This is a genomic window from Lentilactobacillus otakiensis DSM 19908 = JCM 15040, assembly GCF_001434145.1.
Taxonomy (GTDB): domain Bacteria; phylum Bacillota; class Bacilli; order Lactobacillales; family Lactobacillaceae; genus Lentilactobacillus; species Lentilactobacillus otakiensis.
Map to the genome: position 1 here is coordinate 328,912 of NZ_AZED01000011.1, position 20,083 is coordinate 348,994.

Below are 20,083 nucleotides of genomic sequence, written 5' to 3' on the forward strand. Positions count from 1 at the left end.
ACATGGCTTCAACGACAATTCAATCGTTTTATTCGGAAGATATTGATTCCACCAAAGATTTACCACAAAAACAAAAGCAGGTCCTGAAAGCCTGCTTGGAACTATTTGCATCCAAAGGCTTTGAAGCAACAACCACCGCTGACATTGCTGACAAAGCCGGTGTTAGCCAAGGGACAGTTTATAAACGGTTCAAAACCAAGGAACAATTACTCCAAGCCGTCGTTCAACCATTATTTTCGAAGACCATTCCACGCGCTGCCAAGGAGTTCTCAGAAGATCTGAATCAGTTCAAGTATGACAGTCTGGCCGATTTCTTGAGACCCACTTTGAAAAACCGACTCACCTTTGCGACAGAAAACAAGCAGATTATCAAAATTCTATTCATGCAGGCAGCCAACGATCCCCAATTATTATCAGAATTGGTTATCCCAGTTAAGCGCGTGCTCACAACCACCATTCCCAATGTGATCGATAAACTCAAAAAACGTCATCTCTTGGTTGACTGGGACACATCGAGAATTTTGGAGTACGTTCTTTCGATCGGTGCCGGCTTCGGTGCCCAAATTATTTTGTTTGATCGAAAATTCGATTTGGACACTGCGATTGACCAAGCCGTCGAGTTTTTGGTGAAAGGTCTGTCACCGGAAAAATAATTTATTTTTGTTATTCTGTTGACAATCATTAGAACTACGACTATTATTATCATTAAATTTTAATGCTAGTAAATTAAAGCTCTGAAGAGAAGAGTAATTAGCGAACGAACCCTTAGAGAATCCGGTTGGTGAAAAAGGATGGTTCATAAGCTAACGAACATGAACTCTGAATAGCGGTTTCAAGTTAACGCTTGAACCCCGGGTGCGACCGTTACATCGCCGAGTATCGTAGTTTGGTACTTTCAGAGGTGTTGGTTGCGAAATCAATACAAATTCAGGGTGGTAAAGCGAAACATTCGCCCCTCGATCAGATTAATTCTGATGTGAGGGACGAATGTTTTTTTGTTTCTATAAATTCTGATGACAATGCTAGCATTAAAGACAAATTAAAATTATAGGGAGATAGATTATTTATGGCAAAAGTTGAAAGTTTTACATTGGATCACACAAAGGTTAAAGCACCATACGTTCGTTTAATTACAACTGAAACCGGTTCTAAGGGGGATGTTGTTTCAAATTTTGACTTACGATTAACCCAACCAAACGAAACCGCAATTCCAACTGCCGGACTGCATACAATCGAGCATTTATTTGCCAGCCTGCTCCGTGACCGTCTGGATGGCGTGATTGACTGTTCACCGTTTGGATGTCGCACGGGTTTTCATTTGATTACTTGGGGTGAGCACAGCACTACCGAAGTTGCTGAAGCTTTGAAGGGTTCACTCGAAGAAATTGCCAACAAAGTTGAATGGAAGGATGTTCCTGGCGTTGATAAATACAGCTGTGGGAACTACCGCGATCATTCATTATTCTCAGCTAAGGAATGGAGTAAGAAGATCTTGGATGAGGGGATTTCGAATGATCCTTATGAAAGACATGTGATTTAGATTTCCATTGCTTTGCTTTTCGTTTTTACTACTACTGCTGAAACGTGCTCCCCAAGCCAGCTCCCTCCGCTTTATCCAACAATGAGCCTCGATGCACAAACCGCATCAAAACTCATTGTTAAATAAATGCTCAGGAGCTAACCGGCTTGGGTCGCACTCTAACCTAGGAGGTTACCACTATGACAACAACCATCATCGGCTTTCCACGCATTGGTCATCATCGTGAATTAAAATTTGCTACCGAACATTACTGGAAAAATAAAATTGACCAATCTGAATTACTTAAAACCGCTTATGAGATCCGCAAGAACCATTGGCAAGCACAACAAGCTGCCGGCATCGACCTGATTCCTGTCGGTGACTTCTCATTCTTTGACGGCGTCTTGGACACTGCCAATCTTTTGAACATCATTCCCGACCGATACAAGGCACTGCACCTTTCACCTCTTGACGAATATTTCGCTCAAGCCCGTGGCTACCAAAACGGCTCTGAAACTGTCAAAGCTTTACCAATGAAGAAATGGTTCAACACCAATTACCATTACATTGTCCCAGAATTTTCAAAATCAACTGATATCAAACTCGTTGGGGCCAAATTGTTCGACGAGGTTGACGAAGCCCTTAAGTTGGGCATCAACACCAAGGCTGTCATTACCGGTCCTTACACCCTCTTAAAACTCAGCCGCTTCATCGATGGCACGACGCCAAATGACTTTGTCGATGCCTTAATCAGCGCCTACTCTGCTGTCATCAAGCGTCTTAACCAGCAGGGAGTTGACTGGATTCAAATCGACGAACCCGCACTCAGCTTCGATGTCGATTCCGCAGAAAAATCATTATTCGACAAGTTATACCAAGGCATTCTGGCAGCTAAAGGGTCTGCTAAAATTCTCCTGCAAAACTATTTTGGCGATATCCGAGATATTTACAATGATGTCACCAGCCTCGATTTTGATGGCATCGGCTTGGACTTTGTTGAAGGTAAGTACAACTTGGAACTGGTTAAACAAAATGGTTTTCCAGCTGACAAAGTGCTCTTCGCGGGCGTCGTTAATGGCAAGAACATCTGGCGCAACCATTATGCCAAGACCATCGACTTGCTAAACAGTCTCAATACTGATGCAAAAGTTGTCTTAAGCAGCTCGGCTTCCCTGCTCCACGTGCCATATACCGCGGAAGATGAAACCAAGGTACCGTCAGACGTCAAGCAGCATTTGGCTTTCGCTATTGAAAAGCTCGCTGAAATCAAAGAACTTGATTCAATCTATCACGATGAAGCCGATGGCAAAGCCGCTTTGGACAAAAACGACGCGCTCTTCCGCAACGTCAAGCATCCCTTCAATGAAGCGGTTCATGACCGAATTTCAAGCTTGACTGACGCAGACTATACCCGTTTACCTGCACGCGCTGAACGGGAAAAGATTCAAAAGAAAGAATTCAACTTACCAATTTTGCCAACCACCACGATTGGCTCATTCCCACAGACCAAGGACGTTCGTCAAAATCGATCCAAGCTTCGCAAAGGTGAAATCACTCAAGAAGAATACGACAAGTTCAATGAAGATAAAATTCGTCGAATCGTCAAAATTCAAGAAAAAATCGGTTTGGATGTGTTGGTCCACGGCGAATATGAGCGAAACGACATGGTAGAATACTTTGGCGAAAAATTAGACGGATTTGTCTTCACTCAAAATGGCTGGGTTCAATCATACGGCACACGAGGCGTCAAGCCACCAATCATCTGGGGTGACATTAGCCGAACCGCTCCGATTACCGTTGCTGCTTCAGTCTTTGCCAAGAACCTTACCGACAAGCCAATGAAAGGTATGCTGACAGGGCCGGTTACGATCTTCAACTGGTCATTTCCACGTGAAGATGTCGCCCCTAAAGAATCCGTTACGCAGATTGCCCTGGCACTTCAAGATGAAGTCCTCGACTTGGAAAAACACGATATTAAGATTATCCAAATCGACGAACCAGCCTTGCGTGAAAACCTGCCATTAAGAAAATCAAATTGGTATTCTGAATACCTCGACTGGGCAGTTCCAGCCTTCCGACTCGTTCACAGCAAAGTTCAACCAAGCACGCAAATCCACACGCATATGTGCTACAGCGAATTTGGCGACATCATTAAAGCAATCGATGCATTGGATGCCGATGTGATTTCCTTTGAAGCATCACGTGCTGATTTTACTTTGATCGATCAACTAGTTGCCGCCAAATTCCAGACCGAAGTCGGGCCCGGAGTTTACGACATTCATTCACCACGAATTCCGTCCGAACAAGAGGTTGAAGGTTTGATTAAGCAATTGGTTGCCAAATTACCAGTTGAAAAAGTTTGGATCAACCCGGACTGTGGCTTGAAGACCCGTTCTGAAGAAGAATCGTTTGAAAGTCTGAAGAACATCGTGGATGCCACCAAGAAGGTTAGGAGTGAGATCAATGAGCCTAACGGCGTTATTTAAAACTAAAACCGTCTTTTCGCTGGAAGTCTTTCCACCCAAGAAAAGCTCACCCACTGATGCAATCCTGCCAACTCTTAAACGGCTGCAGTCAATCAACCCTGATTTTATTTCGGTCACTTTGGGGGCCGGGGGAACTGAGCATTGCGACGGAACCGTGGAGATTGCCAATATAATTCAAAACAAACTGAATATTCCGGCGATCTCTCATGTTCCTGGTTTGTATCAAACCAAGTCTGAAGTGTTGGCATTACTTGATCGTTTGGATAGTATCAACGTGAAGAACATTTTGGCACTCAGAGGGGATAAGATTCCTGGCAAAGAACCAGCGGGTGATTTCAATCATGCCAATGAACTGGTTCAATTTGTCCACGAACAACGCCCAGATTTTAGCATTGCCAGCGCGTGTTATCCCAACTGTCACACTGAGGCCCCGGACTTCGTGGACGATATCACCCATTTAAAAGAAAAAGTCGATGCCGGCGCTGACCACCTGATCAGTCAGTTATTCTTTGACAATCAAGCATTTTATGATTTCAAAGAAAAGACCGAAATTGCTGGCATTCACGTGCCCATTGAAGCGGGGATCATGCCCTGCACCAACAAAAATCAAATTGAACGGATCACCCAAATTTCCGGCGTCCCAATTCCTAAGAAGTTTGCGGCCATCATGGACCGGTACCAAAATAGTGAAGAAGCGATGTTAGATGCCGGCATCGCCTTTGCGGTCGACCAAATCATCGACTTGGTTTCCCAGGGTGTTGATGGCATTCATCTTTATACAATGAACAAATCAAAAATTGCTAAACGGATTTGGGATGAAACCAAGTCAGTCTTTGCGGCGGCAGATTTGGCTAAACAAACTGCAAATCAATAAAAAATAGCTGTGTCAACGTAATCGGCTTGAACGATTAGATGACACAGCTATTTTGATGTGACCATTCAACTTGGAGGAGATGAGCTGGTCTAATTGCCAATGTAATTCAAACGCGGGCGATGGGTCATTCGACTCACAATCATCAAGACAACTGCTGTAGCAGCGATTCCCGACGTATAGTAAATTCTTTTCCGATTCATTCAACGACTTCCTTTCATTTATACCTAGTGAACACTATTTGCTTGAAGAAAGATAACTTGGAGGAGACTTTCTTCTAATCAACGATTAAGACTTGGCTGCGATTCTCAATTCGCATTAACCATTGAGATAACTTGGTGCATCCCTTCTTTCTCGTTTGATTGTTTATAGATTACCCGTGCCAACTTAATCGAAGCTTAAATCCAGTCATTTTTCGGGTGATTGTTCAGAGGCTTAAGAAAAACGCTAAAATTGAAATTTCAGGCCCTAAATGTTAAAGATTACTTAACATTTTAGTGGCCGTTAAAAAGCCCGATATAACGGTATTCTATTAATGACATTCTTATGCTGGGTATTTGACTTTGGTTATAACTATGATAATATAACAGTGGGGAGAGATTGATGGCCAGCACATCAATCCAATTGTCGTCGAAGTCTTTTAAGGAGATGGCAACTATGCTCAACTTATATGTAGCACCCAGCAGTTCCTCGTGCCGGCGGGCAAAAAGATGGTTACTCGATCATGATATTCCATTCAATGAAAGAGACATCTCCAAACACCCTTTAACCCACGACGAACTCAAACAGATTCTGCGTTTATCTGAAAATGGGACTGAAGACCTCATCTCGACCCGATGCATCAGTTACAAGAAACTCAAAGTTAATTTTGACAACTTACGAATTTCCCAGCTAATTGACTTGATGGTTGAGCATCAGGATTTGATCCGTCGGCCACTGATTTTTAACGACCGACAGCTTCAGGTAGGCTTTAGCGAAGAAAACATCCGGAGTTTCCTGCCCAGAGCGGCTAGAAAAGCATTACTGGATGTGATGTTGGAAAATGCTGAATCGGGAGTCACTGCGTGAAGAAAATTAAACAACAAATAATAGAAGCTGAACGGTTTGAATTACCGCGAGCTTCTTTTTTTCTGGTATTATAGATAATGTGTTCATTAATTATTCATTTTATTGCCTGGGAGGGTTGCCTATGTCTATGTCTATGTCTATGTCTATGTCTATTTTGATACCAACAGCCATTTTATTGGTCGGATTGCTCAGCCTGTTTTCTACATATTTGATTAAACGACGGAATTCACTGCTGCTCGGGGTCTGGGCCAACCTTTCCCTGTTAGTCATGCTGATCCTTTTCATTCAACTGATTTCTATCTATAATAACCGTTTTTGGGTCATCGGTTTTAGTCTGTTGATCGCACTTGTATCAATCATCGTCTTTTTGGGATTAACCCTCAGCTTTGTCTTTTTCTTCATCAATGCATTTATTGTCTGGCGGCGCGAAGGATATAGCTTAAGCAGTTCGCTCACTTTGATTGCGGGAGTTGGCGTGGTTGGCGTCGATATCCTATTCTTCTTTAACCCTCAGTTCGGCCCAGCTTGGCTGCAGGCATTTGCGACAACCTTTTTGACCCTATTGATCGGGTACGTGATGCTGACCGTATGGAATACCATTTCATCGATCATTTTGTATCGGCTATACTTTCCCAAGAAAGATAAGGATTACATCATTGTCTTAGGCAGTGGGTTGATCGATGGTTATAAAGTCGGTCGACTGCTGGGAAATCGAATCAACAAAGGGATTCAGTTCTACCACGAAGAGATTGCCGAAACCGGCAAGCATCCCAAGCTGATATTTTCTGGCGGCCAAGGCGGTGACGAACTCCTGCCAGAAGGTGAAGCGATGCAGAAATATGCGGTTGAACATGGCGTGCCTGAAACGGATACCTTGATTGAAAACAAATCCGTCAACACCAAAGAAAACCTCCAGTTTTCCCGCCAGATCATCGAAAAAGACAGCGGTAAGACTGACAGTAAAGTGATTTTCGTCAGCAACAACTATCACACACTACGCGCCGGCATTTATGCCCGCAAATTAAAATTTGATGCGACCGGCGTCGGTGCACCAACACCATTTTATTTCCTGCCAAATGCGGTTATTCGCGAACACTTGGCATTCTTAGTCATGAACAAGCGTTGGAATATCGCCATCTTCATTGGCATCATTTTATTAGCAATCATCATGGGTCTCACGGTCGCATTTGTCCCCATGACCCCAATTAAATAAAGAACTTAGGAGAACCTCATGTCATCATATATTCACGTTATTTATACTGCAGCCATTATTTTTCCAATGTTAGCCATTTTAATCACCTTACCCATTCTGTTATTTAGTTATCATCGATACGGTGCGTTGCCGAAGTGGAGCATCTTCATGATTTACACCTTTGTGTTCTACATGCTGTGTGCTTACTTCCTGACGATTCTACCATTGCCATCACAGTCTTTTGTCCGCCATCTAACCACGCCGACACACAACTTTGTACCGTTTACGTTTGTGACGGAATTTATCAAATACAATCCGTTTTCGCTGACCCATCCGGGAACTTGGGTCGCCGCATTAAAAGCCCCGACTGTGATTCAGCCGGTCTTTAACATCTTCTTAACCGTGCCATTTGGTTTTTACATGCACTATTATTTCCAGCGTTCATGGAAACAAACGATTCTGTTCAGCTTTTGTCTGTCATTGTTCTTTGAGTTAACTCAAATTTCGGGACTTTACGGCATCTACCCACGACCTTATCGTCTGTTCGATGTCGACGATCTGTTGTTAAACACAACTGGTGGTATTATCGGTGCCTGGGGTGCGAAGATCCTGTCGCCAATTCTGCCAACCAAGCAGGACGTCACCACCCGGACCATGGCACTCAGCCGGAATGTTTCACCTGTTAGAAGAATTGCAGCGTTGGCAGTTGATTGGATTATCATCAGCATTGTCAGCTCAGTGTTTGGTATTTTCTTAAAACCTGATTGGATTGGAACTGCCATTTGCTTCGTAGTCTTCATTCTCGGCTTCGAACTGTTTACCCAACGAACGATTGGTATGCGGCTGGTTGGCATCCGAATCGTCGATCTTCAAGGTCAAAATGCCAGCTGGATCAGAATTCTGGTCCGTAATTTGTTCGGTTATGGGGTTATCGGTGGTCTGTATGAGGTAATCGGTCGCTTACTGGACATGACCGGCACCGCCCCTACATCACAGCTGGATAATATTTTGCACTGGGTATTGATCCTGTCATTCTTCTTATTGTTGGTGCTCGTCGACTTGTTGATCGATTGGTTCTCACAGAAGCATTTACTGTTTTTTGAACGATTAAGTGGAACGGATACTAAACCAATTAAATAAATATCTTGGAACACAAAAATGGAAGCTCTCAAATTTGAGGCTTCCATTTTTGAATTATGATTGTTCTTTTTTCTTGATATTAGTCTGAATAATATCATGTAATCTTTCAAATAAAATTCCTTCACGCAAACCGCTAGTTGAGAACATAATCCGGTCTGAATCCAGATAATTCATCAGGAGAATGACGGGAATCAAACCACCAACGATGATGTCTGCTCGTTCTTTGTTAATACCAGGAACTTTTTTGCGTTCTTCACGGTTCATACTGATAATTTTTTCGAAAGTTTCATTGATTGAATCATCCCGCAGTTGGTATCCGTGAATGTCGTTAGTATTTAATAGATTGTTAAAGCGGCGATTGATTTTAGCCAAGGTTCGATTACTACCGCCCAAGCCAATAATTGGCAGGTTCAAACCATTTCGGAGCCACCAGACACTTTGGAAAATTTTGTTCACGAAGATCATCGCTTTGAACACTTCAGTTGCAGAAACTTCGTCAGCCAGATCAAATTTAGACGATAAGGTCACTGACCCAATTGGAATGCTGATGAGGTTGCTGACCTTCCCATTTTGAACTAGGATAATTTCCGCGCTGGCACCACCAGTGTCAATAATGACGCCATTAGTAGCTGGCAAGGTTTCACTGACACCCACATAATCGTAATAGGCTTCTCTAGTACCTGAAATGACCTCTAAGTCAATGCCAATGTCACTCTTCACTCGCTTTAAGAATTGTTTTTGGTTAGTCGCTTGGCGAACAGCCGCCGTTGCAACAGCCCTGATAGTCAGGTGATCGAGTTTAGAATAGATTTCCTTGAAGCCTTTTAGGGCCTCGATTGTCCGCTCAATTGCATCTGGTTGGAGAATTTTTTCAGCACCCATATTCTCTGACAAACGGACATACTGTTTTTCTTCTGCAACTGTGTCGTAAGTACCATCGTTGCTAATCCTGCTAATTGTCATTCGAACTGAGTTAGAGCCTAAATCAATTACCGCAAAATTTTCCATTAGTCTGCGTCTCCCCCATCTTCATCATTTAACGGATCGGGTTGATTCTGTGGGCTCATCATTGGTTGGAACTGAGCGCCACCTTTTGGCCGTGATTCGCTCTGTTGAGCTTTCGCCAATTTGGTGGCTTGCGCTGCAAAATAGGCTTGAGAGTCCAACGGCTCGCGACCTCTGCGATCAACTCGTTTGTATACTCCGTCTTTATCCATCGTTCGAGTCTTAACATTATCATTCCACATTGTGGTAAAGATATCCACCACTCTCTGCGCTAGATCAGGCTGAAGAACTGGGAAAAGCTGTTCAACTCGTCGATTCAAGTTTCGGGTCATCAAATCTGCACTTGCAAGGAACACTTGTTGATCGCCATCGAAATTAAACATATAAATTCGACTGTGTTCAAGAAAGCGACCGACAATTGAATGGACGGTAATATTCTCACTAACATCCTTGATCCCTGTCTTAAGACAGCAGATTCCTCGGACAATCAAATCAACTTTGACACCGGCATGAGAAGCTTCGTATAACTTGGCAATCATTTCTTGATCAGACAGTGAGTTCATTTTCATTTGAACATGGACTGGACGTCCTGCTTCGGCGTACTTGATCGACTCATTCAATCGTTCGGTGATAAACTCCCGAATGCCGTTTGGTGAAATGTGCAGCTGATGGAAATATGGTGGCCGTGAATAACCGGACAACATGTTAAAAATGTTGGTGACATCAATACCAATATCGGTATTGCAAGTCAACAATCCCAAATCGGTGTAGAAGTGGGCGGTCACATCGTTATAGTTACCGGTTCCCATGTGAACGTAACGGCGAATCCCATTTTCTTCACGCCGAACGACTAATGACAGCTTGGAATGGGTTTTCAACCCAACCAAGCCATAAATGACATGACAGCCCATCTTTTCAAGCTGACGAGCCCAATGAACGTTATTTTCCTCGTCAAATCGGGCCTTAACCTCGACTAAAACAGTTACCTGCTTACCATTTTGAGCAGCTCGACCAAGGTATTTGATGATTGGTGAATCACCGGAAACTCGGTACAAGGTCATCTTGATGGCCAAGACTTCAGTATCAATTGATGCCTGGCGGATAAATTCAACCACGGAATCAAATTTGTCGTAAGGGTGCTGCATCAGCCAATCGTGCTGCTGGATCGCATCAAAAATATTATGATCTGAATTCAACGCCTCTGGTTGATAGGGTGTGTATGGTCGGTATTTCAAGTCATCATGACCAGTTACCTTACCGGCTAATTTACTCATAAAGGTCAAATCCAATGGCCCATTAACTTCATATACCGAATCCTCGGCTGTTTGAAGTTCCTTGACCAAACGCTTGCGAAGCTTATTGCTAATGGTTGAATCAACTTCCAACCGAATGACTTGCCCGTGTTCACGGAGCTTCAATTGCTGCTGAACTTTTTTGAGTAGATCGGAAGTATCCTCTTCAGCAACATCCAAATCCATATCTCGGATAACCCGGAAGACAGAAACTTCTTTAATGGTGTAGTTAATAAATAATTGATCAACAAATTGCTTAATAATATCTTCAATCAAAATGAAGTCGTTGTCTCCGCCAGGTAATTTAATCACCCGAGAGAAAATACTTGGGACTTGTAAGGTCGCATAAAGTGTCTTGCCATTCTCATCTTCTTTTTTATTCAATCGAAGTGAAAGATTCAGAGAATCATTATTAATGAATGGAAATGGTCGTGAACTGTCATCGGCCATTGGCGTTAAGACTGGGTAGAGTTCATCATGAAAATACCCTTTGATAAACTGATATTGTTCCGGACTCAAATCGCCAACTTTTAGCAGATGAATGCCCACTTGATTTAATGCTGGCATCAGCGACCGGTTCAACGTACTATATTGCCGAATCAACATTTCATGAGCCTTAACGTTCACATCCCGCAGCTGTTCTTCAGCTGTACGGCCGGATGAATCCCGACCGTCCCATTTAACCTCAACCAGTTTAGCCAGTGATGCCACTCGAACCATGACCCATTCATCCAGGTTGCTTTGCGTAATCCCTAGAAACTTCACACGTTCCAGTAGGGGATTATTTTTGTCGCGGGCTTCGTCTAAAACACGTTCGTTGAAATCCAGCCAGCTGAGTTCCCGGTTGTTATAATATTTGGGATTTTTGAAATCAATTTTGTCTGTCATTTCGCTTTTACACCCCTTTGTTTGAGAACTGCTTGGTAACCATAAGCTTCAGTGAAGAAATGACTCTTCGTGTTAAAAATCCAGTTTTCATAAGCCAAGTTTGCATTACTAAACACAGTAATGACAACCTTGGATTCCTTGATCGAAACTGAAATCTTCTTGATCTTTTGCTGCCGGTCATCATCCAAAGCATCAGCCAGGCGGAGAATTGCTGCCAGCTTGGCGATCAATCGTCTACTTTCTGCGGATATGTGCTGGAAGTGAATCAAATCTTCATTAGGTGTCGTTGAACTGTGATACCGCGCGATAGCAGCAATTACTCGAATGTCATCCTTCGATAAACCGATAATCTCTGAATGAAGAATGATATATTCGGAATGCAGATAATGCTCGTGAATACCAACATAGTTACCTGTATCATGAAGAATCGAGGCAACCTGCAGCAAGATTCGTTCACGTCGGCCAAGTTGATGCAGCGGCTTTAATTGATCGAAAAGATGTAACGAAAACTTTGTCACCAAGTCTCGATGAATTGGCTCGACGTCATAATGTTTCGACAAGTTCAAAGCCATTTGGATAATTTCAGGTGTAAAATCTCGTTTTGAATAACCCTGTTCAAACGCTTCTTGGTTAACGAGCCCATCAACCACTCCAGAATCAGAAAAACCAATTTCATTGGCATTTGTCAATCTCAGGATTCGCCGCGTTAGCAACAATTCTGGTAAGACCATAGGAATATAGTCAGGGCTAACTTGAAGCTTTTCAATCAAATATTGATCGGAAGCATCCACCAAATCATCTACCAAGCTGGTAAAATCATCTGTGCTGATTGTTTTACTACTGTCCCCTTTGTAATTTTGAACCAATGATTGCATGGGCAAAGATCCTAATAAAATGATCTTATTGGGAAGTTGATTTTTAACGACACTCGCTGGATTACCAATATAAAAATCGTTTAGCTTCGAATCAATGTAGTCATTTAACAAGCCAATCGAATTTGGGGCCGTCTCACGTAAACTTTGTAAGTCCTCCGCAATTTTAATGGGGCCTAACGCAAAACTGGTGGAATCAAAAAATTTACCTTTATAGAATTCTGTAATTGTGGTATCACCAGAGGTAATTCCTACCAGAAAGATTGTTTGCTTACTACTGTTTTCTGTCTCTGCATCATTTTTTAATTCGGTGGAAATATTTTGATTTCTGAAAAAAGTTTCTTCACTAGAAGAAAGCCACTCAATATTCAGGCCAGTGTGTAGGAACAATTGATCAGCAATAAAATCCGAATTCATAGCTTGAGACAAGGCACTACTTCCAAAAAGCTTGTAGTTTGTAACGCCATAGTCATTTAAGATTTGAATAAAACCTGTCAGTGCTTCAGAAACTCGGCTCACTGATTCGTATTTAACTGGTTGGTCCTGATAAACATCGTCGCCAAGATTAATATCTTTTTTGACGTGTTCAATTGGCTTGAGATTCTTTAGGTTCACAATTAATAGTTCCAATCCTTGGACATTAACCATGATGACCCCGTAATACTTTGCAGCCATTCGATCACCCTCTATTTATATTTAAAAAGCCAGTTTATAATATTTCTTAATCATCAAGGTTAGTATACAATATTTTCAAGTTGTTTGAGGTTTTCAAATCAAATTTTCCAGTTTTCCGGCCTGCTTTCACCTCATTTTCAATCTTTTGGACGGTCTGATTGACATTCGTCAATTCTGGTTTGAAAATATACATGTACCAAATTATTCATCAGAAAGAAGTGGAATTGATGACTGAATTAAATGCAGCAAATTCTGGAACTTACAAATTTGATGATCAATTTATTGTGAACCGTCTGGGTTATGGCACCATGCAGCTGACTGGCAAAGGAACATGGGGACCTTATGCTGACCCTGCCAAGGCTGCTGATGTAGTAACGCGTGCAACGGAACTAGGAATTAATTTCTTTGATACTGCGGATTCATACGGCCCATGGTTTGCCGACCGCTATTTAGCAGAAGGCTTGAAAGGTGCGGCCAACCGTGACAACATCTTTATTTCTGATAAAGTTGGTCAAACCCGTCAAGGACCTGGTATCTGGACACCACATGGAGAACCAAACTACCTTCGTCAGCAGGTCGAAGTTTCTATGATGACCCTTGGAATCGATCATGAGGATCTCGTCTTCCTTCACCGAATTGACAGTCACTTCCCAGTTGCTGAGCAAGTTGGTGAACTTAAGAAGATGCAAGATGAAGGGAAAATCAAGCACATTGGCTTGAGCCAAGTGACAGTTGACCAAATTAAGGAAGCTCAGAAATACGCTAAAATTGACGCCATTGAGAACCTCTACAATGTCTCTAATCATGGTGACGATGACGTTGTAGATTACGCAGAGAGCCAGCATATGGCCTTTGTTCCATGGTTCCCATTGGATACCGGAAAACTCGTTGGTGCTGACAGCCCATTAAGTGCAATTGCCAAGAAATATAATGTTTCCGAAGCTCAAATTGCTTTGGCTTGGCTGCTGAAACGCTCACCAAATATTCTACCAATTCCCGGGACCAGCTCAATCGAACATTTGGAAGATAATGTCGCTGCAGCAAACGTAAAATTGTCGGATGAAGATTTCGATACTTTGAGTAAACTTTCAAAATAATAGAGTGCTTTGTCAAAATGGCGGCCTGCTTTCAAAATAAAAGCAGGCCACTTTTTGTGTACAAATCTCACTTAAACCATTCCCATCCTCGCGAGCATCACTTGAAATGCTGCGTAATCAGTGTAAAATGTGGCATAACATTTTGAAGGGATGGGTTAGGATGCTAAAACTACGACTACCAATTCTGGTAGTAACTGCTATGATCGGCTTAACAGTTCAGATGCCAGCCAGTGCAAATTCGGTCAAAACCGAAGTGGATGGTCATACGACCACCCGCGTTTCAACATCGTACCATGTAAAACTCAAAAATATTGGTCGACATTTTCTGGTAACTCGAAAGCCCGCCAAGCTTTATAAGCTTTCGGCTGGGAAGCCAGTGAGTCACCGCACACTCACCATCCCTAAAAACGCTGTGTTAGCCATTCAAAATCACGCCCGTTCAGGTCAAGGAGTCGTTGTATCGCTCCAAGGTAAAAAACAAAAGTACCTTTTGAACAACCCGAAGTCAGTTGTCTATAATACGACTGGCGTCAAGAATAATTCACAAACAGCCAAACGACTTTCATCAGCCTCTAAAAAGTGGTCGAGCAGCTTGAAGAAATCTCAAATCAAAGCCATTCGGTACTATACCAATGAAGGTTATACCAAAATCAATACTGCATTAAGAACACCACAACACCATGCGGCCAAAAAGGTATCGGATAGTATCACTAAAATCAATGCTGGGATTCGCACGTTCACCTTACCCAGTCCCATCACCATTTACCGGGGAACTTCAGCAATTGGGGTAAAAAAATCCCTGAGCAATCACGCAGTTAAAATTGGCAGATCTTATCAAGACGCTGCATACTCGTCTTCCACGTTGAGCCAGATGATTGCCCTTGGTTTCTCTAGTCAACACATCGTCTTAAAAATCAATTTACCTGCCGGCAACCACGGTGCCTACATTGATCCAATTTCAACCAACGTCGGGGAGAAAGAATATTTGATGGCGGGTGGGACCAAGCTCATTGTGACCGGCTATCAGAAAGCTCAGTCAACAGTTCACACCGCAGTGACGGTAAAAAAGCGGGGACACGCCGCGCAGCATCACACTAACAACGTGGTCACCAACTATACTTTGGTTACCCTGAATTTAAAACAATAATCAATCCGAATTCTTGAGGAAATCCTCGAGAATTTTTTTATAGGATAAACCTCCTCCAATCCTCAAAAGCTGAAATTAGCTTTCCTAGTTTAGAACTGTTATAGTCTAGATAGAAAATAATTGTAATTGGAGGCGTGACTTATGAGTAAACTTACCAACTACACGCGTTTGCTTGGTGTCTTGATTGTGGCTGGAATTGCCATCGTTTTGCAATTCATTCTCAATCAGCCCTTGTACACGCAAATCCTCATTTCATCGGTCGGATCCTTAATTGCCCTGCTGATGTTCATTGATATGGTCAAAACATTGCGTTCAGGTAAATTTGGCGTTGACCTGCTGGCAATTACCGCGGTGATCGCGACCATCGCGGTTGGCGAATACTGGGCTGCTTTGATTGTGCTACTGATGCTGACCGGTGGCGATACTCTCGAGGATTACGCTGCCAACAAAGCAAATTCTGAATTACAATCCCTCCTGGAAAATTCGCCTCAGTCTGCTCACTTAATGACTGACGATAGAATTATCGACGTCGAAATTGACCAAGTCAAAGTTGGCAACCGCATTGTCGTGAAACCTGGCGAAGTCATCCCCGTCGACGGTACGATCACCGAAGGAACGACCACCATCGATGAAGCCTCATTGACCGGCGAATCACGCCCAATTGATAAAGGCGTCGGCGGCACGGTAATGTCCGGTGCAATCAACGGTGATTCCTCATTCAATATGATTGCCGACAAAACCGCAGATGACAGCCAGTACCAAAACATCATCCGACTGGTTAAACAAGCCGAGAGTACCCCGGCCCACTTTGTTCGAATGGCCGACCGATACGCGGCGCCATTTACTATTTTAGCTTACATTATAGCGGGGGTTGCCTGGTATGTATCAGGAGACCCGGTCCGATTCGCTGAAGTCCTCGTGGTTGCTTCCCCTTGCCCACTCATTTTAGCCGCACCAATTGCATTGGTATCCGGCATGAGTCGTGCCAGTCGAAATGGAATTATCGTCAAAAGTGGAACGATTATTGAAAAACTTGCCAACGCTAAAACTTTTGCATTCGACAAAACTGGCACGATCACCAAGGGTCATTTGACCGTTAACCAAGTGTACGCAGTTGATGGTTATACCAAAGATCAGGTTCTGGCATTGGCTGCAGGCACTGAGCAGCAGTCCAGCCACATCTTGGCCCGCTCATTAGTTGCAGCGATTCCGAACAATATTCCAACCGCAACCAACGTGATTGAAACCACCGCCAAAGGCGTTCAGGCCACAATCAATGGTCAAACGGTGAAAGTCGGTAAGGCATCATTTGTCTCTGATGACCCCATCAACACCTTGGACCAAACCACTGTCTACGTTTCAGTTGACGGTCATTACGTTGGTTACGTGTCATTTTCTGACGAATTACGTCCTGAGGCTAAAGCCGTCATGGATAGTCTCCACGCCCATGGTGCCAGTCAGATTATGATGATCTCTGGTGATCGAAAACCAATTGCCGAAGAGATTGCCGACCGAGTGGACATTGATAAAGTATATGCAGAACGTCTGCCGCAAGAAAAAATTGATGTCATCAAACAAGTCGATAAAAAACACCGACCAGTTGTGATGGTTGGCGATGGCGTCAACGATGCCCCATCTCTTGCAACAGCAGATGTCGGCATCGCAATGGGAGCCCACGGGGCAACTGCGGCCAGTGAATCAGCCGACGCAGTTGTCTTAAAAGATGACTTATCCTTAGTCAGCAAGGCCGTCACCATTTCCGAGGATACAATGAACGTCGCCAAGCAATCAGTTCTGATTGGGATCGCCATTTGTACGATTCTGATGCTGATTGCCAGCTTTGGCGTCATCCCCGCAATCATTGGCGCCATGTTCCAAGAAGTTGTCGACACCGTGACCATTTTATGGGCACTCCGAGCTCGAATTGATCATCAGACAAGCCCGGTAGGCAACCAAGCACCACTTGAAAGTTAATTGAAAAATTACTGTACTCATGACCAATTAGGAAGAAATTCTGAGTTGGTCATTTTTCTTTGCCCCACATCTTAAGAATCGTCAAAGTTATTGATAAATTATAATTCCAGTGGGATTAGTTGATAGCGTTTTCATATAAATGGGCATATAATCCTGGTGAAAATAATTTCTGGCCTTTATTTGAAAGGTTTGGTGAAGACAATTATGAAAAAAATCATTGGCTTGTTTCTCTCTATTGCAATTGGAATTTCAATGATAATCGATGGCTACATCGTATTCTTTAACGGCCCACGGCACCTGTCGACCAAAAGAGCCGATGAATCAGCATCCAGTAGCACCAAAAAGACGGCACCAGCCAAATCCAAGACTGGCCAGTACCTAAATGGTATCTACACTGGTCGAAGTGTCAGCACCGAATGGGGACACGTTCAAGTCAGAGCAACCATTCAAAATGGCAAGCTCACTTATGTCTCCGTTCTCAAATCACCAAATTCAGAAGATTACTCCAGGCGACTGAATAAACGGGCCCTGCCGACGTATGAATCTGAAGCAGTGAAAGCCCAAAGTGCCAATATTACCCACGTTTCCGGGGCAACCGTCACTTACAAGGGATTCAAAGCCTCACTTCAAAATGCTTTGAACCAAGCCAAAAGAAGCAACGAATCCCAAAACCAGCAAGCTAACTGAGGGTGATGAACATGCAAACAACTCGGTATCGTTTACAGACCAGCGTCATTAATCAGATGACGATTCCTTTCTCAATTCGTCTGGCACTCAAAGATGAGATCCCCGGATTTCAACAGATCTTTCAAGAAATCACCGGTGCCATTGAGAAGGACCTCATTCATGTCGATCAAGACTTTTCGACATTCAGACCCGACTCATTGGTTTCTAGGTTCCAAGAAGGCGACCCTGGAGCGTTGCTTGAATCCGAAAGTTTTGCGACTGTCTATTCACTCGCAGAAATCGCCAAGAATCAGACAGAGGGCGACTTTGATCCGTATTTTAATGGCAAGTACGACCCGACCGGACTGGTTAAAGGCTGGGCAATTCAATCAATTTTCAATCATCGTCTGCGGCCATTGCTGGCGGACCCAGCCATTGTTGGCGTCTCGTTAAATGGTGGTGGGGATATCATGGCCGCCACCGATCCTCATTCAGGGTTTACATGGGATGTTGGCATCGAGGATCCGTTTGACGACACCATGATCATCGGTAAATATCGGTTAACCGATCAGGGTGTCGCCACCTCGGGATTCAATCGACGCGGGGAACATATCAAACACACCCCCAGCACGATTAGGCAAGTGACAATCATCAGTGACAGCCTAGTAGCAGCCGATGTTTGGGCAACCGCGGGGATTGCTGCAGGAACTGCGACCTTTATCCATTTAATCGAGCGTCATCACTTAAGCGGCGTTTTCGTTGATGAGCAGATGGGATCCGTGGCATTTGAGAGTGGGGTCATGCAATCATGATTAAACATCACAATTACGCATTAGGGTTAACTTGGATGTTCATCTTATTCGTCATTCCATTGCCATTGATTCAGACGCTGGCGGTGGGTCTGCCGGCTGACTATGCCGATGAATTTCAGGCGATTTATTTTGGCGCAATTGCTTACTCTTGGATGCTGGTTGCCATTTATTTAAGCACCCGGCCAAAATGGCTGGATCGGCTCATTGGCCTTCCTGATATGTATGTCATTCATGGCATTCTGAGCATTGCCGCCATTTATCTGATCTACCTCCATCAAAGTGAAACCGAATCAATGGGCTGGATCAAAACAACCGGAAATTGGGCGTATTGGTTGCTATTAGGAATCCTGGCCTATTCATTGATTTTTATGGCAGGTTGGTTAACCAGTCGAGTCCCCTTCATTGGGATAATTAAGAAATGGTTGGAGCCCCTCTTTAAACATGAATATTCCATCTGGATTCATCGATTAACGCTGGTTGCCACAGTGCTGGTATTCATTCACGTGATTTTGATTAACTATGTTGTGGCAATCACGCCGTTCATGATTTGGTTCTATGCTTATAGCGGCTTTGTGTTGGTTGCATATGTCTGGGCAAAGGTCACTAACACTAAGGGGTCCTTCCGTGGCACATTGACTAAAAATATAGAGATCGCCGACAACATCCGCGAACTGACGATTCGTCCAAATGATGACGCGAAAGTAACGTTGCTTCCCGGCGACTATGTGTTTATGTCCTTCCCAACTATCAAAGGTTTGAGGGAGCTCCACCCCTTTTCCCTGGTCAATTCACCAACTGATTCAAAGAACATTGTCCTCGCGATTCGAGGCGATGGCGACTTTACCCGGTCGCTGGATGGTGTTCCGGATGGCACTCAGGTTAAATTTACGGGTGGCTACGGCCGTTACGACACTTTCCTGAGTAATCAGCCACAAGATACCAACATCGTCATCCTGGCTGGTGGTATCGGCGTTGTGCCCCTCTTATCGGTAGTGGACGCTCATCCCAACCGAAATATCCGCATGTTCTACACCGCTCACAGAGAAGCCGATCTAATATATGGGGATAAATTCAAAAACTGGCAAAACCGCGAGCATTTCCAAATTGCGCAACAAGTCGGTCGTTTTGGTATCTCGGAAGTTCTGCGAAGTCTGCCCAATGATTGGCAGCGAAACACACTTTTTCTGATCGGCGGGCCAAGTAAAATGATGCGCCACTGGAAACGCGAATTGCGCCGACATGGTGTCATGGCCGGCCAAATTTATAGCGAAGAATTTGACTGGTGAGCGGCCAATCGAACCACGGTTAGTTGACAAATATTCTAATTGCATTATATTTGTAACAGTAACAATTACCATTTTCGAACTAGGAGGGAAATC

At 43.7% G+C, this 20,083-nt stretch carries 16 protein-coding genes; 13 read left to right on the forward strand and 3 right to left on the reverse strand.

The annotated features are described in order from the left end of the window. Positions 1-2: 2 nt before the first annotated feature. From FD05_RS05290 to FD05_RS05320, 7 genes are all read left to right on the forward strand, one after another. Entirely contained in the window at positions 3-653 is a 651-nt protein-coding gene (locus FD05_RS05290; RefSeq protein ID WP_020280641.1) for a TetR/AcrR family transcriptional regulator, read from the forward strand. A 413-nt stretch (positions 654-1,066) separates the two neighbouring features. Beyond that, positions 1,067-1,540 carry an S-ribosylhomocysteine lyase gene (locus FD05_RS05295; RefSeq protein WP_020280640.1) on the forward strand — a complete coding sequence of 158 codons (474 nt, stop codon included), beginning with the start codon at positions 1,067-1,069 and terminating at the stop codon, positions 1,538-1,540. Positions 1,541-1,719: 179 nt separating this feature from the next. Further along, positions 1,720-4,005: a 5-methyltetrahydropteroyltriglutamate--homocysteine S-methyltransferase gene (gene metE, locus FD05_RS05300; RefSeq protein ID WP_020280639.1), complete on the forward strand. Its 2,286-nt coding sequence runs from the start codon at positions 1,720-1,722 to the stop codon at positions 4,003-4,005. Then, on the forward strand, positions 3,983-4,879 hold the full coding sequence (metF, locus tag FD05_RS05305; RefSeq protein WP_020280638.1) for a methylenetetrahydrofolate reductase [NAD(P)H]: 897 nt from the start codon (positions 3,983-3,985) through the stop codon (positions 4,877-4,879). Before metE ends, metF begins: the two co-directional genes overlap by 23 nt. A gap of 654 nt (positions 4,880-5,533) precedes the next feature. Then, the gene (locus FD05_RS05310) at positions 5,534-5,944 is read left to right on the forward strand and encodes a Spx/MgsR family RNA polymerase-binding regulatory protein (RefSeq protein ID WP_039932559.1); all 411 of its coding nucleotides are present in this window, start codon (positions 5,534-5,536) and stop codon (positions 5,942-5,944) included. A gap of 145 nt (positions 5,945-6,089) precedes the next feature. Then, positions 6,090-7,157 carry a YdcF family protein gene (locus tag FD05_RS05315; protein ID WP_051990586.1) on the forward strand — a complete coding sequence of 356 codons (1,068 nt, stop codon included), beginning with the start codon at positions 6,090-6,092 and terminating at the stop codon, positions 7,155-7,157. Between the two features lie 18 nt (positions 7,158-7,175). Then, positions 7,176-8,276: a VanZ family protein gene (locus FD05_RS05320; protein ID WP_020280634.1), complete on the forward strand. Its 1,101-nt coding sequence runs from the start codon at positions 7,176-7,178 to the stop codon at positions 8,274-8,276. 54 nt (positions 8,277-8,330) lie between these two features. Here the strand turns inward: FD05_RS05320 and ppx are convergent, their stop codons facing one another. Genes ppx through FD05_RS05335 form a run of 3 tightly spaced genes read right to left on the reverse strand, consistent with a single transcriptional unit; the run spans position 8,331 to position 13,008 of the window. Next, entirely contained in the window at positions 8,331-9,284 is a 954-nt protein-coding gene (gene ppx, locus FD05_RS05325) for an exopolyphosphatase (protein ID WP_020280633.1), read from the reverse strand. After that, positions 9,284-11,461, reverse strand: a complete 2,178-nt coding sequence (locus FD05_RS05330; RefSeq protein ID WP_020280632.1) for an RNA degradosome polyphosphate kinase — start codon at positions 11,459-11,461, stop codon at positions 9,284-9,286. The genes ppx and FD05_RS05330 overlap by 1 nt, the downstream gene beginning before the upstream one ends. Further along, a complete protein-coding gene (locus tag FD05_RS05335; protein ID WP_020280631.1) occupies positions 11,458-13,008 on the reverse strand; it encodes a Ppx/GppA phosphatase family protein in 1,551 nt (516 codons plus the stop codon). Before FD05_RS05335 ends, FD05_RS05330 begins: the two co-directional genes overlap by 4 nt. Before the next feature lie 227 nt (positions 13,009-13,235). Between FD05_RS05335 and FD05_RS05340 the strand changes: the two genes are divergently transcribed. The 6 genes from FD05_RS05340 to FD05_RS05365 all read left to right on the forward strand — a co-directional run bounded on the left by FD05_RS05340 (position 13,236) and on the right by FD05_RS05365 (position 19,990). Further along, a complete protein-coding gene (locus FD05_RS05340) occupies positions 13,236-14,105 on the forward strand; it encodes an aldo/keto reductase (RefSeq protein WP_039932707.1) in 870 nt (289 codons plus the stop codon). Positions 14,106-14,265: 160 nt separating this feature from the next. Next, on the forward strand, positions 14,266-15,252 hold the full coding sequence (locus FD05_RS05345; RefSeq protein WP_039932558.1) for an ADP-ribosyltransferase: 987 nt from the start codon (positions 14,266-14,268) through the stop codon (positions 15,250-15,252). A gap of 141 nt (positions 15,253-15,393) precedes the next feature. After that, on the forward strand, positions 15,394-17,226 hold the full coding sequence (locus FD05_RS05350; RefSeq protein WP_020280627.1) for a heavy metal translocating P-type ATPase: 1,833 nt from the start codon (positions 15,394-15,396) through the stop codon (positions 17,224-17,226). A gap of 204 nt (positions 17,227-17,430) precedes the next feature. Further along, a complete protein-coding gene (locus tag FD05_RS05355) occupies positions 17,431-17,913 on the forward strand; it encodes an FMN-binding protein (protein ID WP_039932555.1) in 483 nt (160 codons plus the stop codon). Between the two features lie 11 nt (positions 17,914-17,924). Beyond that, entirely contained in the window at positions 17,925-18,704 is a 780-nt protein-coding gene (locus FD05_RS05360) for an FAD:protein FMN transferase (protein ID WP_020280625.1), read from the forward strand. Beyond that, positions 18,701-19,990 carry an FAD-binding oxidoreductase gene (locus FD05_RS05365; protein ID WP_020280624.1) on the forward strand — a complete coding sequence of 430 codons (1,290 nt, stop codon included), beginning with the start codon at positions 18,701-18,703 and terminating at the stop codon, positions 19,988-19,990. The genes FD05_RS05360 and FD05_RS05365 overlap by 4 nt, the downstream gene beginning before the upstream one ends. Positions 19,991-20,083: the final 93 nt, after the last annotated feature.

Bases quoted from the DNA above. Each gene is read 5' to 3' on its own strand.
- FD05_RS05360 (WP_020280625.1), top strand. From the start codon at position 17,925: ATGCAAACAACTCGGTATCGTTTACAGACCAGCGTCATTAATCAGATG.
- metE (WP_020280639.1), top strand. From the start codon at position 1,720: ATGACAACAACCATCATCGGCTTTCCACGCATTGGTCATCATCGTGAA.
- FD05_RS05295 (WP_020280640.1), top strand. From the start codon at position 1,067: ATGGCAAAAGTTGAAAGTTTTACATTGGATCACACAAAGGTTAAAGCA.
- FD05_RS05310 (WP_039932559.1), top strand. From the start codon at position 5,534: ATGCTCAACTTATATGTAGCACCCAGCAGTTCCTCGTGCCGGCGGGCA.
- FD05_RS05335 (WP_020280631.1), bottom strand. From the start codon at position 13,008: ATGGCTGCAAAGTATTACGGGGTCATCATGGTTAATGTCCAAGGATTG.
- FD05_RS05350 (WP_020280627.1), top strand. From the start codon at position 15,394: ATGAGTAAACTTACCAACTACACGCGTTTGCTTGGTGTCTTGATTGTG.
- FD05_RS05365 (WP_020280624.1), top strand. From the start codon at position 18,701: ATGATTAAACATCACAATTACGCATTAGGGTTAACTTGGATGTTCATC.
- FD05_RS05355 (WP_039932555.1), top strand. From the start codon at position 17,431: ATGAAAAAAATCATTGGCTTGTTTCTCTCTATTGCAATTGGAATTTCA.
- FD05_RS05330 (WP_020280632.1), bottom strand. From the start codon at position 11,461: ATGACAGACAAAATTGATTTCAAAAATCCCAAATATTATAACAACCGG.
- ppx (WP_020280633.1), bottom strand. From the start codon at position 9,284: ATGGAAAATTTTGCGGTAATTGATTTAGGCTCTAACTCAGTTCGAATG.
- FD05_RS05290 (WP_020280641.1), top strand. From the start codon at position 3: ATGGCTTCAACGACAATTCAATCGTTTTATTCGGAAGATATTGATTCC.
- FD05_RS05315 (WP_051990586.1), top strand. From the start codon at position 6,090: ATGTCTATTTTGATACCAACAGCCATTTTATTGGTCGGATTGCTCAGC.
- FD05_RS05320 (WP_020280634.1), top strand. From the start codon at position 7,176: ATGTCATCATATATTCACGTTATTTATACTGCAGCCATTATTTTTCCA.
- FD05_RS05345 (WP_039932558.1), top strand. From the start codon at position 14,266: ATGCTAAAACTACGACTACCAATTCTGGTAGTAACTGCTATGATCGGC.
- metF (WP_020280638.1), top strand. From the start codon at position 3,983: ATGAGCCTAACGGCGTTATTTAAAACTAAAACCGTCTTTTCGCTGGAA.
- FD05_RS05340 (WP_039932707.1), top strand. From the start codon at position 13,236: ATGACTGAATTAAATGCAGCAAATTCTGGAACTTACAAATTTGATGAT.